Origin of the sequence: Micrococcus sp. KRD096, from assembly GCF_017168495.1 — a bacterium.
GTDB lineage: Bacteria > Actinomycetota > Actinomycetes > Actinomycetales > Micrococcaceae > Micrococcus > Micrococcus luteus.
On record NZ_JABFAY010000019.1, the window covers coordinates 49,939 to 63,546 of the forward strand.

The window sequence follows — 13,608 nt, forward strand, 5'->3', positions numbered from 1 at the left end:
GCGGTCCAGTCTAGACGCCCGGCCCCAGCAGCGTCCGCAGCGCGTCGATGAGCGCGGCCGCCTCGGCCGGCGTCGTCGTCCGGCCGAGGGCGAACCGCTGGGTGGCCCGTGCGTCGGCCTCCGTCCGCCCCGGCAGGGCCGCGACCACGTGCGACGGCTCGGCCACCCCGGCGGTGCACGCCGACCCGGACGAGGTGTCCAGTCCGGCCATGTCGAAGGAGAACAGCAGCGCGTCCGCCGTCCGGCCCGGCACGGTGATGTGGACGTTGCCGGGCAGTCGGCGCGTCCCCGGCGGCAGCGGCTCCCCCGTCGCCGGGTCGAGGTCCCGCGGCCCGGTCAGGCGCACCCCGTCCAGGGCGTCGACGGCGGCGATCACCTCGTCCCGCAGCCCGCCCAGGCGGGCGGCCTCGGCGGGCTGCTCCGCGACGGCCTCCGCCACGGCGGCCGCCAGCGCGGCGGCCAGCGCCACCGACACCGTGCCCGAGCGCAGGCGGCGTTCCTGACCGCCGCCGTGCACCACGGCCTCCAGGGTGACGTCCCGGCGCACGAACAGGGCGCCGACACCCACGGGGGCACCGACCTTGTGCCCCGAGACGGCCAGGGTCGCGGCCCCGGACGCGGCGAAGTCCACGGGCACCGCCCCGAGGGCCTGGACGGCGTCGGTGTGCAACGGGATCCCGTGGTCGGCCGCGAGCCGGGCGGCCTCCGCGACGGGCTGGACCGTGCCGATCTCGTTGTTGGCCCACATCAGCGTGGCCAGGGCGGTCCGCTCGGGCGCGGCCGCCAGCGCGGCCCCCCATGCGGCGAGGTCGACCCGCCCGTCGTCGTCGACCGGGACGAGCACCGGCTCGGCACCCTCGTGCGCAGCGAGCCAGTCCACCACGTCGAGGACCGCGTGGTGCTCGATGCCGGTCAGCACGATCCGGGTGCGCTCCGGCGCGACCGCGCGGCGGGCCCGGTACAGCCCCTGGACGGCGAGGTTGTCCGCCTCGGTGCCCCCGGACGTGAGGATCACCTCGGAGGGGTGCGCCCCGAGCGCCGCGGCGATGCGCTCCCGCGCCTCCTCGAGGTGCAGCTTGGCCCGGCGGCCGGAGGCGTGGAGGGAGGCCGGGTTGCCCGGCAGCGCGGCCGCCTCGGCCAGGGCCGCGAGCGCGGTGGGGCGCACCGTCGTGGTGGCGGCGTGGTCCAGGTGCACGCGGTCCGGGGTGGTCACCCGGCCAGTCTAGGAGCCGCGCCGGATGTGCCCGGATCAGTCCCGGGCGAGGAACCGCTCGACGTCGCGGGTCGGGCCCACCAGGAGGATCGTGTCCTCGGGCTCGAGGACGTAGTGACTCGGCGGGTAGAGCCACGTGCCGCGGCTGCGGACCGCGACCACGCGCATGCCCCGCTCCCCCGCGAGCCCGGTGGCTCGCAGGTCCCTGCCCAGCAGGCGCGACGGCGGCGTGGCCCGGACCATGGCCAGGCCCGGCTCGACCTCGACGAAGTCCTGGAAGGACGTGCTGACCAGGTGCGCCACGCGGCGGCCCATGTCCCGCTCCGGGTGGACCACGTGCTCCACGCCGAGCTGACGCAGGATCTCGCCGTGGCGGTCGTCATTGGCCTTGGCCCAGAGCTGGTGCGTCCCGAACCGCCGCATCAGCGAGACGGTGAGGATCGAGTCCGCGAGGTCGCCGCCGATGGCGACGACGACGTGGTCCATCTCGTGGACCGAGAGCTGGCGCATCGCCTCCTCGTCCGTGCTGTCCGCGCGGACGACGTGGGTCAGCCGGCCGTTGAGCGCCTGGACGGCCTCGGCATCGGCGTCGACCCCCAGCACGTGGCAGTCGGACTCCATGAGCTCGCGGGCGACCCCTGAGCCGAACCGGCCGAGCCCGAGGACGGCCACGGTGGGGCGGTCGCCCCGGCGGGGGGCGAACAGGGAACGGGTGAGATCAGCCAATGAGGGGTCTCTCCTTCGGGTACTCGAAGTGGCGGGTGCGGTCGGTCAGGGCCAGGCTGCCGGCGACGGTGGCGGGGCCGATGCGGCCGACGAACATGAGGAGCATCAGGATGCCCTGCGCGGCCGGCGGCAGCTGGGCGGTGATGCCGGTGGACAGGCCCACCGTGCTGAACGCGGACACGCACTCGAACAGGATCTGGTCGGTCGTGAACGAGGACAGGCCCATGAGCGCCATCGTGGCGACGGCGATCGCGGTCGCGGAGAGCATGATCACGGTGATCGCCTCGCGGTGCGTGGTCCGGGAGAGCCGGCGGCCGAACGCATGGACGGCGCCCTCCCCCCGGATCTCCGCGAGCACGATGAACAGCAGGACGCTCGCCGTCGTGATCTTCACGCCCGAGGCGGTGCCGGCGGGGCCGCCGCCGATGAACATGAGCACGTCGGTGGCGAAGAGCGTCACGGGGTGCATCTGCCCGTAGTCCAGGGTGTTGAAGCCGGCGGTGCGGGTCGTGACGGACTGGAAGAACGCCGCGAGCACGCGCGAGGCCGGGTCCAGACCGCCCAGGGTCCGCGGGTTGGACCACTCGAGGACGAGGTACATGAGCGTGCCGCCCACCAGCAGCACCGCGGTGCCCACGAGCACGAGCCGGACCGTGAGGTTCCACCGCTCGGGTCGGCGCAGGTCTCGCCGCAGGGTCAGCACGACCGGCAGGCCCAGGCCGCCCAAGATGATCGCCGCCGCGATCGGCAGGCAGATGAACGGGTCCGAGACGAAGCCCATGAGGTTGTCGCTGAACAGCGCGAACCCGGCGTTGTTGAATGCGGAGACCGCGTGGAAGACCCCCTGCCACAGTGCCTGGCCCGGGGACATTCCCGCGCCCAGCCAGAAGCGCAGGCTCAGCAGCAGCGCCACCGAGGCCTCGACGGCCGTGGAGTACAGGATCAGGGCCCGCAGCACCCGGGGCAGGTCCCCGATCCCCTCGGCCCGGGTGGAGGCCGCGGCGTCGAGGCGCTGGGTGAGGCCGAGCCGCCGGAGGATCACCAGCCCCAGCAGCGACGTGAACGTCATGACGCCCAGGCCACCGAGCTTGATGAGCGTGAGGATCACGAGCTGACCCAGGGGTGTCCAGAACGTCTGGGTGTCCACGACGCCGAGGCCCGTCACCGTGGTGGCGCTGGTCGCCGTGAACGCGGCCTCCAGCGGGGTGGGCGCGCGGCCCTGATACGAGGCGGGCAGCAGCAGTGCGCCGGTGCCCGTCACGATGGCGACGAGGAAGGACCCGACCACGAGCTGGGTCGGACGGATGCGGGGCCGACGCGGGCCGACCCGCGGCGACGAGGTAAATGTCACGGGAGAGAAACATAGTCCTTCCGGGGCGCACTGTCACCGTGCGGCGCCGGTGGTTGAATGGCCGGGTGCCGACCCCCTCCGTCCCGCTCGTCCACCCGGTGCACCGGTTCGCCCACCACGAGATCGACTTCCGCCGCCGGATCGTCACGATGGCCGTGGTCAACCGCACCCCGGACTCCTTCTACGACGACGGCGCCGGCGCCGTCCTGGAGGACGCCCTCGCCCAGGCCCACGCCGCGGCGGACGCCGGAGCCGAGTGGGTCGACGTCGGCGGCGTGCCGTTCGCGCCCGGGGCGGAGCTCGACCCGACCGAGGAGGCGGCGCGGGTGGTCCCCCTGATCGCGGCCCTGCGGAGCGGGGACGGGGCCGGGTCGTCCGAGGCATCGCGCCGGCTGATCCTCTCGGCGGACACGTTCCAGCCGGCCGTGGCCGAGGCGGCCCTGGCGGCGGGGGCGGACGTCGTCAACGACACCACGGGACTGTTCCACGCGGACCTGGGCCGGGTGGTGGCCGCCGCGGGCGCGCACCTCGTGGTCACCCACTCCCTCGCCCACGTGCGCGGACCCCGGGCCGTGGTCCCCCGGCCGACCTACGGCGACGTCGTCAGGGAGGTCCGCGACCACCTGCGGCGCACCGTCGACCGGGCCGTGGCGCTCGGCGTCCCCGAGGAGAGGATCATCGTGGACCCCGGCCACGATCTGAACAAGAACACCCGGCACACCCTCGAGATCACGCGGCGGCTGGACGAAATCGCCACCCTGGGGCTGCCCGTGCTGGCCGCGGTCTCGAACAAGGACTTCATCGGCGAGAGCCTGGACCGGCACCGGCACGAGCGCCTGCCCGGCTCGCTGGCCGCGGCCGCGGCCTGCGTGTACGGCGGCGCCCGGATCCTGCGCATGCACGACGCCGACGCCTCCGTCTCGGCGGCCCGCATGCTCGAGTGCGTGTTCGGGTGGCGTCAGCCGGCGCGCCTGGTCCACAACATGGGCGCGGAGAACCCGCCGCCGGACCGCAGCACCCTGGCCGGACACCGCGCCCACCGCGGGGGGCGGGCATGAGACGGCTGACCGAGACCGGCCCCGGCCTGGACGACGACGCCCTCCGCACCGCCCTCGCGGCCCCGGCGGCTGAGGACACCGGCCCCGGACCCTGGGTCCGCGTCGTGTTCATCGCCTCCGCCGACGGCGCGGCCACCCTGGACGGCCGTGCGGGCGGGCTCGGTTCCCCCGCGGACCAGCGGCTGCTCTCGCTGTCCCGGCACGACGCCGACGTCGTGCTCGTGGGGGCCGGGACCATCCGGGCCGAGGGCTACGAGGGTGCGCTGCTGTCCGAGGAGGACCGGCGTCGACGCGCGGAGGCCGGCGGGCCCGCGGACCCGCCCGTGGCCGTGGTCAGCGGCAGCCTGGACCTGGACCCGGCGTCCGCGTTCTTCACGGCCGCCCCGGTGCGCCCCTGGATCCTGACGTCCCGGGCCGCCCTCGCGGCCGAGCCGGAGCGGGCGGCGGCGCTGGCCGCGCGCGCGGACGTGCTGGCGGTCGGCGAGGAGCACGTGGACCCCCAGACCGTGGTGGCGACCCTGCACGCGCGCGGCGCCCGCGTCGTCCACTGCGAGGGCGGACCGCGCCTGTTCGGCAGCCTCGCGGCGGCCGGCCTCGTGGACGAGGTGCACCTCACCGTGGCGCCGCTGCTGGCCGGACCCGCCGCCGGCCGCGTCCTGACCGGCGAGGACGGCCCCGGCCTCCCCGCCCGGCTGCAGCTGGTCCAGGTGCTCCACGACGACGGCATGCTGTTCCTGCGCCTGCACCACGAGCGGCACGCCTCCCCCGGCCCGGACCCCACGCCGTGAGCGCGGCCGAGGAGCACCGCACCGCCTACGAGGTCCTGGGCGTGCCCCGCGACGCGACCGCCGAGGAGGTCCGGCGGGCCTACCGCCGCGCGGCCCGGGCCGCGCACCCCGACGTCGGCGGCGACCCCGCCGCCTTCCGGGCCGTGACGCGGGCGTGGGACCTCCTCGGCGACGCCGAGGCCCGGCGCCGATACGACCTCTCGCTGCCCGGCCCGGACGTCGGTCCCCGCGGCCCCCGCGCGACGGCCGGATCAGGGCGGGCGAGACCGTCGGGACGGTCCGGACCCGGCGGACGTGCCGCCCGCCCCGTGCGCTACGAGCCCCCGCCCGGCGAGGCGGAGGCGGACCCGACCGTGCTGGACCTGCCGCGATCGAGCCAACGCGTCCACGGGGCGCCGCGGCCGCGCGGGATCCTGCCGGACGAGCACCGGGTGCTGCGGCAGGCCCGCACCCTCGACGTGCTGCTGCGCCACGTGGCGGACGCGCTCCCGGCCGCCCGGGTCCTGACCGGGCTGCGGCTGGGCGGGCGCTGGGGACGGCACCTCGACGTGGACCACGCGGTGCTGTGCGGCCACCGCCTGGCGCTGATCGGCTCCGTCATGGTCCCGGAGGGGACCTACACCTGGGACGGGGCGGACCTGCGCTCCCGGGGCCGCCCCGTGGCCCCGCCGCTGCTCGGCCCCGCGATGATGGCGTGGCAGCAGGCCCTGCCCCAGGTCACCGTCGGCGGATTCGTGCACGTGATGACGGACCGCGACGCGCGGCACGCCCCCGTGATCCGCCACACGCGCGGCGCCGACGCGCCGGAGGCGCAGGCCGACCTGCTCACCGCCCCGCCCGCGCCCGGGATCGCGTTCGCGCGCGAGGTCGCGCTCTTCCTGGGCACCGGCACGGACCCGGATCTCGTGGACCGGCGCGCGCTCGGCGCGCTGGTCGGCCGGCTCCACCCGCTCCCCTGCGCCCGGCACCCCCGGGTTCCGGATCCTGCTGCTCACCCCGGAGATCCCCGGCAACACCGGCAACGCGATCCGGCTCGCCGCCCTCACGGGGGCCGAGCTGCACCTCGTGGAGCCGCTGGGCTTCGGGTTCGAGGACGCGCACCTGCGCCGCGCGGGCCTGGACTACCACGACCTCGCGGTGGTGACAGTGCACCCGGACCTCGACGCGGCGCTCGCGGCCCTCGCCCCCACCCGGGTGCTGGCCTTCACCGCGCGCGGGTCCGTGCGCCACGACCGGGTCGCCTACCGGCCCGGCGACGTGCTGCTCTTCGGCCGCGAGTCCACCGGTCTGCCGGAGGGGGTGCTGACCGACCCGCGGGTCACCGAGACCGTCTGCCTGCCCATGCAGCCGGCCCGTCGGTCCCTGAACCTGGCGAACGCCGTCTCCATCGCCGTGTACGAGGCCTGGCGCCAGCACGACTTCGCCGGGTCCGCTGCCCACCCCGATTCCCTAGACTGAGGCCACCATGCAGACTCCTGACGCGTCCGAGCCCCACGCCGACCGCCCCGACGACGCCGGCCAGCCCGCCCTGGACACCCTCCTGCGCCGCAGCGCCGAGGGCGACCGGGCGGCCTTCTCCGCGTTCTACGATGCCACGGTCCCGTGGGTGCACGGCCTGGCCGAGGCGATGTTCGGCCCCGGCGACGACGCCGCCGAGGCCACCGTCCGCACCTACCTGACCGCGTGGGAGGAGGCGTCCGAGGCCGGCCTCGACCTGAGCGAGCAGGACGACGCGACCCACCGCGAACGCCAGGTGTTCACGTGGCTCGAGGTCCTCGCCCACCGCGTGATGACCTCGCTGCGCCGCGCCGGCGGCTCCGCGGCGGAACGTGGGCGTCGTCCCGGCCCGGTCGGCCCCGCCGCGCTGCCGGAGGACCTCATGGACCGGGTGGACCCGGAAGCGCTCGAGGCCGTGCGGCTCGCCTGGCTGGGCGGCTGCACGGATCGGGAGGTCGCCGAGCAGCTCGGCCTGCCGACCGACCGGGCCCGCACCCTGCTGCGCGACGGCGTCCGGCAGGTCGTCGCGGCCCGCCGCGACCTCACCCAGGACGGCGCCCGGCCGTCCGCGCCCGCCCCGGCCTCCGGCCCGGCCCTGGGCGCGGGCGTGCGCGAGGACGTCGACGCCGGCCGCACGCTCGAGCTGGCCGACCTCTCCGCCGTGCACGCCCTCGACACCGCCGGGCACACCGCGGCCTTCTCCGCCGTGCAGCGGCGCGGCGGTGAGCTGGCCCGGTGGCGCTCCCGGGTGGACGGGGCGCGCCAGGCGGTGGCCTGGGCGTTCCGGTCCGTGACGGCCGAGCCGCCGTCGGCCCTGCTGGAGGAGGTCCTGCGCCGCCTGCCCGCCCAGGACGTGGGCATGGACCTGATCGGCGACGAGTCGGCCCCCGCCGGCCCGCCGCGGGACCGCCTGCGCTGGCTCAAGGTGTCGGCGCTCGTGCTGCTCGCGGCCCTCGTGCTCGGCGTCGGCGGGTGGACGGTGTGGAGTCAGTTCACGCGGCCGGGCATCGTGCACCGCATCGACCAGTCGAAGGACCTGTTCACGACCTCGGAGTATCCGGCCCAGGACGGCGGGACCGTCCAGGCGTTCCTGTCCCGAGAGCAGAACAGCGGCTACCTGACGATCAGCGGGATGCCCCAGCTGCCGGAGGGTCAGTCCTACCAGCTGTGGCTCTATCCCTCGGACGGCACGGCCCCGGCCTCGCTCGGCACGTTCGACGCCAACGGCTTCGGCGAGCCCGTGACCTTCCGGGGGCTGGACCGCTTCGCGGCGATGGGCATCTCCGTGGAGCCCAGCTCGGGCTCCGAGGTGCCGACGTCGGAGCCCGTCGTCGGCGTGGACCTCGACCCCACCGCGCAGACCGGCCCGCGCTACGGCGGGCGGCCGAGCAACAACTGAGTCCTCGGAGCAGAAGGGCCGACGACGCGATGCGTCGTCGGCCCTTCGCGTGCCGGGCCGGTTCAGAACCCGGCGATGGTGCCGGGACCGTTGACCGTGACCAGGTGGAACGCCTCGGCGTGGCCCGGCGCGGCGGCCGGACCGGCGGCGCGCCGGTGGTGCTCGGCCATCTGGGCGAGCACATGCCGCCGCATCGCGTCGACGTCCGGGTGCTGGGAGAGGTGGGCGTCGAGGGCGCGCAGCTTCTGCTCCCTCAGGCCCGTGACGTCCACGACCGTGTTCCGCCGTGCGGCGGGGGCGGCGTACAGCAGCAGGTGCCGGATCTTGAACGCCTCCAGCCCCTCCGCCGCGAGCTCCGGGTACGCGTACGGGTTCTCGACCGCCGGGTACGCGGCGCGCACCACGGCCTCGCCGCAGGCGAGGTGGTCCGGGTGGGCGGCCTGCATCCGCTCCCAGTCCCGCTCCGGGTGGGTGCTGAGGACCACGTCCGGACGGACGCGGCGCATCAGGGCCACGAGCTTGCGGCGCACGCCGTGGTCCGGCTCGAGGTGTCCGTCGCGCTCGCCGAGGAAGTGGACCTCGGCGGCGCCGACGACGGCGGCGGCCGCCCGCTGTTCGGCGTGGCGGCGGGCAGTCATCGCCTCGGGGCCCTCCGAGTCGAAGCCGCCGGCGTCCCCGTCCGTCACGATGCACAGCTCGATGTGCAGCCCGGCCGCGCTGAAGCCGGCCAGGGTGGCGGCGGACCCGAAGTCGAGGTCGTCCGGATGGGCGCCGACGGCCAGGACCCGGCGCCAGCCGTGGTGGGCGGCGAGCTCAGCGGGGGTGGTGAGCGTGGTGGTCACGATTGGGTGTCCTCCGTGAACGTCACCTCGGCCTTCTGCTCCGCGCCGTCGCGGAGGTAGGTGACGTCCACCGAGTCTCCCACGCGGTGCTCGCGGACGACGGCGGTGAGGGACTCGGAGTCGATCACCGCGCGGTCGCCGACGGCGGTGATCACGTCGCCCTCCTTCAGCCCGGCCGCGGCGGCCGCCGACCCTTCCACGACCTGCTGGACGCGGGCGCCGTCGCTGAACACGGTGCGGGCGTTCTCGCCGCCGCCCCGCACCTCGGCGGGCTCCGGGGTGACGCTCACGCCGAGCATGGCGTGCGTGGCCTCGCCGTGGTCGATCAGGTCCTGCGCGACCCGCTGGGCGTAGTCCACGGGGATGGCGAAGCCGACCCCGATGTTGCCCGCCTCGCTCTGGTCCTGGCTGGTCGAGGCGATCGCGACGTTCACGCCCACCAGACGGCCCTCGGCGTCGACGAGCGCGCCTCCGGAGTTGCCGGGGTTGATGGCCGCGTCGGTCTGCAGCACGTTGATGTACACCTCGCCCCGGGTGCCCTGCGGGGTGCCCGGCAGCTGGAAACGGTACTGGTCGGAGCCGGAGGACGAGCCGGAGCTCTCGCCCTGCGGCTCGGGCGCTTCGGAGGACGCCACCGCGATGGTCCGGTCCAGGGTGGAGATGATCCCGTCGGTCACGGTGTTCGGCAGGCCCAGGGGGGCGCCGATGGCGACGGCCTCGTCCCCGACCTTCAAGTCCCCGGACCGGCCGATCTGGATGGGGGTGAGGTCCGGGGCGTCGATCTTGATGACGGCCAGGTCGGACAGCGGGTCGGTGCCCACGACGGTGGCAGCGTAGACCTCCCCGTCCGAGGTGCGCACCGTCAGCTCGGCGTCGTTGGCCTGGCCGCCGAGGGTGACCACGTGGGTGTTCGTGAGGATGTGCCCCTCCGTGTCCAGGATCGACCCGGAACCGGAACCGGAGGCGGAGCTCGACGTCGCGGAGATGGTCACCACGGAGGGCAGCGCGGTCCTCGCGGCGTTCCCGACGGCGGTGTCCGCCACGGGCTGTCCCCCGGCCTCGGCCGAGGTGTCCGTCGCCTGCGAGGACGAGGAGCTCGCGGCCTCGGACGCGGCCTCGCCGCCGTCCTGCGCGACCGCGCAACCGGAGAGCCCCACCATGAGCACGGCCGCGGCGAGCAGGCCCGCCCCGGCACGGGCGCGGGACTGAGGCCGGGGAGTCTGGTCCACGGGGTCCTCGCTTCGGGTCGGGCCCCGGGCGGTCGACACGGACGCCCGTCGTCTTGCGGACGCGCGCCCCGGGGCACGTCCACGCTAGCGTGCATGACTGAACGCCGCCTAGATGTGATGTCCAGGGAGGTTGTTGAGCCTGCTGGCAGGCGCGGCTCCGATCGCGGAGTGGACCCGGTGATGATTGTAGAAGTGCACCCACCCAGGCAACGCGGCCCTGCGTTCGGTCTCTGAGCCGTAGAACTTGGCGTAGGCCCACCCGTCAGCGAGCGTGCGATGGAACCGCTCGATCTTCCCGTTCGTCTGCGGTCGGTAGGGCCGAGTCCGCTTGGGCTTGATCCCGAGCTCGGTGCAGGCATCCCGCCAGGCATGCGAGCGGTAGGCCGAACCGTTGTCCGAGAGCACCCGCTCCACCTTCACGCCCAGCTGCGCGAAGTGAGCGACCGCGCGGCGCAGCACCGCGATGGCGGTCTGGCTGCGTTCGTCGGAGTGCATCTCGACATACGCGAAGCGGGAGTGGTCATCGATCACGGTGTGCAGGAAGCCCACCCCGAGCCGGGGCTGGTATCGGGCATCACGGGTTCCTTCTCGGTCCGAAGTCGCCGCGCGGTGCTTCATGCCCTGCTGACGCCCGACGAATCGGTGCCCGCCCCCGTCGGGGATGCGTCCGAACTTCGTGACGTCGACGTGGATCAGCGAGCCGGGGTGGGGTGCTCATAGCGGCGGATCGGCTCGGCGGTGACCCGGTCCAGACGGGCGAGGCGGTTGATCCGGCAGCGCACGAGCACGGCATGGACGGTGGATGCCGGCATCCCGAGTTCTGATGCGATCTGCACGGGCCCCAGGCGCCGGCGCCTTCTGGCGGCCACGATCTGTTTCACCACTGCTGGCGATGTTCTGGTCGGCATCGTGGCCGGCCGGCTGGACCGGTCGACCATGCCTGCAGGTCCCTCGGCTCGGAAGCGGGTGGCCCATTTGCGTGCGGTGGGTGGGGAGACCATGAACATCTTGGCCGCGGTGGCGACCGGCCAGTGCTCATCGACGATGAGCTTGGCCAGGCGTAGACGGGCACGAGGGGTCAGGGCGGCGTTAGCGTGGGACATGAAGGCCTTCTGTTCGCGTGAGCGGTTTCTTGACAACTCCACTCTCGCAACAGGAGGCCTTCGCCTGTCAGCTGCTCACGCAACAACGTCCCTGGACATCACACCTAGAGGTCGGCCGAACGTCCGCTCCTCCCACGGTCCCGGCCGCGCCGGATCCCTGGTGCCCGATTCCCAGGCCGCCCTACACTCAACCCCAGGATCCGGCGGGTCCGCCCGGTGCGGCGGCTCGCCTCCGCCGTCGAAGGAGACCCCACATGACCGTGCCCACCCGCCCCGCCGACGTCGGCCGTCTGGCGCGTGCCGTGACCGCCGCGGGCCTGGGAGGTCTGGGCCTCCTGGTGGCGGCACCCACCGCGCACGCCGTGGCGGTGCCGCCGGGCGTGTACGTGGTGGACGAGGCCGGTGTGCTCTCGACCTCAGATGAGCAGCGCCTGACCCAGGAGATCCAGGACCTGCGCCGGGACACCGGGCAGGGGCTGTACGTCGTCTACGTGGATGAGTTCAGCACGGACGCCCAGACGCTGGCCCAGGACGTGGCGCGCCAGCGCGGGCTCGGGACGAACGACTCGGTCCTGGCGATCGCGGTCGAGGAGCGCTCCTATGGGCTGGACAGCGGCGGGGACGCGAACCTGCAGAACCAGGTGACGCGCACCTACGTGGGCCCGGAGCTGTCCAAGATCGGCACGGACCCCGGCTCGGCGGAATGGCTCGCGGTGGGCATCGCCGCGGTGCAGGGGCTCGACGACGCCGCCGACGGCACGCTCGACGGCACGGGGGCCAGCGGGGCCGAGTACGATCCGGCCGGCGCCCTGCCTGCCGGCACCACGGGCGGCGGGAGCACGGCCCAGGGCGCCTCCGACGGCGGTGGGGCCCTGACGGCGGTCCTCGGCGCAGGTGCGGTGGCCGCGGTCGTGGGCGGCGGCGTGCTCGTGGCCCGCAGCCGGAGGCGCACGCAGGGCGGCGGGGTCGAACGGGGCCGCACCGAGGAGGCCCGCCGCGACCCCCTCGATGAGCTCAGCGTGGAGCAGCTGCGCACCCAGGCCGGCTCGAAGCTCGTGGCCGCGGACGACGCCATCCGCTCCTCGGAACAGGAGCTGGGCTTCGCCGAGGCGTCCTACGGGGAGAAGTCCGTGGCGACGTTCCGCCAGGACATCGACCAGGCCAAGGAGCACATGCGGGCCTCGTTCCAGCTCCAGCACCAGCTCGACGACGAGATCCCGGACACCGAGGCCGAGCAGCGCGCCTGGCTCAAGGAGATCATCCAGCGCAGCGAGGCCGTGGGTGCGTCCCTGGCGGCGCACAAGAAGGAGTTCGACTCCCTGCGCGACCTCGAGAACCAGGTGCCCGAGGCCCTCGAGCGTCTCGAAGCCCGCCTGCCCGAGGCCCGGTCCCGGGTGCAGGACTCCGAGTCGGCGATCACCGCGCTGCACGGCCAGTACGCGGAGTCCGCCCTCGCCGAGGTCGCGGACAACGCGGCGCAGGCCCGGGAGAGGCTCGAGTTCGTGGAGACCGCCCTCGCGAAGTCGCGGAGCGCGTGGGAAGCCCAGGACCGCTCCACGGCGGCGCTGGCCGTGCGTGCCGCCGAGGAGGCGCTCAGCCAGGTGGACACGCTCACCGAGGCGGTCGGCAAGGCCGAGGGGTCCCTGCGGGCCATGCTGGGCAACCTGCAGACGGGCCTCGCCCAGTCCGAGCAGGACGTGGCCGAGGCCGAAGCGCTCGTGGCCAACGGATCGCACCCCGAGCTGGCCGGCCCGGTGGCGGGGATGAAGACCGCCGTGAACGCTGTGCGCCAGGCCCTCGCGGCCGGCCGCCCGGATCCCCTGGAGCTGCTCCACCAGCTCGAGGCCGCGCACCGCCAGCTCAATACCCCCCTTGCCGGCGTCCGCGACGCTCGCGAGCAGGCCCGCCAGGCCTCCCAGGTGCTCACCTCCACGATCGCCCAGGCACAGGCGCAGATCGACGGCACGGCCGACTTCATCGGCGCCCGACGCGGTGCCGTGGGCTCGGAGGCCCGGACCCGGCTCGCGGAGGCCGACCACACGCTGCGTTCGGCGATCAGCCTCGGCCGCACCGACCCCGTGGCCGCCCTCCAGCAGGCGCAGCGCGCCTCCCAGCTGGCCGAGCGCGCGAGCGAGCTGGCCCGCGCGGACGTCGAGGGCTTCGGCTACGGCCCCGGCATGGTGGGCGGCATGTACGGTGCACGCCCGCGCGCCGGAGTGGGCGGCAGCTTCGGCGGCGGCCTCGGCGGCGCACTGCTCGGCGGCATCCTGATGAACTCGATCCTGAACAGCGGCAGCTGGGGTGGCGGCGGCTTCGGCGGGTTCGACGGCGGCGGCCTCGGCGGCGGCGACTTCGGCGGGTTCGGCGACATCTCCGGCGGCGGCTTCTGACCGCCCCCCCCC

Annotated in this window: 10 protein-coding genes and 2 pseudogenes; 6 read left to right on the forward strand and 6 right to left on the reverse strand. The window is 74.8% G+C overall.

Annotated elements, in window-relative coordinates; translation table 11 throughout:
- Positions 1-10 precede the first annotated feature (10 nt).
- Genes J1M41_RS10085 through J1M41_RS10095 form a run of 3 tightly spaced genes read right to left on the reverse strand, consistent with a single transcriptional unit; the run spans position 11 to position 3,290 of the window.
- The gene (locus tag J1M41_RS10085; protein WP_060973644.1) at positions 11-1,213 is read right to left on the reverse strand and encodes a cysteine desulfurase family protein; all 1,203 of its coding nucleotides are present in this window, start codon (positions 1,211-1,213) and stop codon (positions 11-13) included.
- A gap of 36 nt (positions 1,214-1,249) precedes the next feature.
- Entirely contained in the window at positions 1,250-1,939 is a 690-nt protein-coding gene (locus tag J1M41_RS10090; RefSeq protein WP_036315984.1) for a TrkA family potassium uptake protein, read from the reverse strand.
- The gene (locus J1M41_RS10095) at positions 1,932-3,290 is read right to left on the reverse strand and encodes a TrkH family potassium uptake protein (RefSeq protein WP_162833775.1); all 1,359 of its coding nucleotides are present in this window, start codon (positions 3,288-3,290) and stop codon (positions 1,932-1,934) included. Before J1M41_RS10095 ends, J1M41_RS10090 begins: the two co-directional genes overlap by 8 nt.
- A 65-nt stretch (positions 3,291-3,355) precedes the next feature.
- Between J1M41_RS10095 and folP the strand changes: the two genes are divergently transcribed.
- The 5 genes and pseudogenes from folP to J1M41_RS10120 all read left to right on the forward strand — a co-directional run bounded on the left by folP (position 3,356) and on the right by J1M41_RS10120 (position 8,032).
- Positions 3,356-4,348: a dihydropteroate synthase gene (gene folP, locus J1M41_RS10100; protein ID WP_036315981.1), complete on the forward strand. Its 993-nt coding sequence runs from the start codon at positions 3,356-3,358 to the stop codon at positions 4,346-4,348.
- A complete protein-coding gene (locus J1M41_RS10105; RefSeq protein ID WP_036315978.1) occupies positions 4,345-5,136 on the forward strand; it encodes a pyrimidine reductase family protein in 792 nt (263 codons plus the stop codon). Before folP ends, J1M41_RS10105 begins: the two co-directional genes overlap by 4 nt.
- Positions 5,133-5,321, forward strand: a pseudogene (locus tag J1M41_RS12110) (DnaJ domain-containing protein); the annotation flags it as partial. The gene J1M41_RS10105 and the pseudogene J1M41_RS12110, both read left to right, overlap by 4 nt.
- Before the next feature lie 796 nt (positions 5,322-6,117).
- Complete coding sequence (locus J1M41_RS10115; RefSeq protein WP_206451670.1) at positions 6,118-6,594, forward strand: tRNA (cytidine(34)-2'-O)-methyltransferase; 477 nt, start codon at positions 6,118-6,120, stop codon at positions 6,592-6,594.
- Between the two features lie 7 nt (positions 6,595-6,601).
- Complete coding sequence (locus tag J1M41_RS10120) at positions 6,602-8,032, forward strand: anti-sigma factor (RefSeq protein ID WP_206451665.1); 1,431 nt, start codon at positions 6,602-6,604, stop codon at positions 8,030-8,032.
- Positions 8,033-8,094: 62 nt separating this feature from the next.
- On the opposite strand, the gene J1M41_RS10125 is transcribed toward J1M41_RS10120, so the two are convergent.
- The 3 genes and pseudogenes from J1M41_RS10125 to J1M41_RS10135 all read right to left on the reverse strand — a co-directional run bounded on the left by J1M41_RS10125 (position 8,095) and on the right by J1M41_RS10135 (position 11,206).
- Entirely contained in the window at positions 8,095-8,874 is a 780-nt protein-coding gene (locus J1M41_RS10125; protein WP_206451666.1) for a PIG-L deacetylase family protein, read from the reverse strand.
- The gene (locus J1M41_RS10130; protein WP_342214100.1) at positions 8,871-10,103 is read right to left on the reverse strand and encodes a trypsin-like peptidase domain-containing protein; all 1,233 of its coding nucleotides are present in this window, start codon (positions 10,101-10,103) and stop codon (positions 8,871-8,873) included. The genes J1M41_RS10125 and J1M41_RS10130 overlap by 4 nt, the downstream gene beginning before the upstream one ends.
- Before the next feature lie 108 nt (positions 10,104-10,211).
- A pseudogene (locus J1M41_RS10135) lies at positions 10,212-11,206 on the reverse strand (IS481 family transposase).
- Positions 11,207-11,460: 254 nt separating this feature from the next.
- Here J1M41_RS10135 and J1M41_RS10140 point away from each other — a divergent pair.
- Positions 11,461-13,596, forward strand: coding sequence for a TPM domain-containing protein (locus J1M41_RS10140; protein WP_206451667.1), 2,136 nt, complete (start codon positions 11,461-11,463; stop codon positions 13,594-13,596).
- The last annotated feature ends 12 nt before the right edge of the window (positions 13,597-13,608 follow it).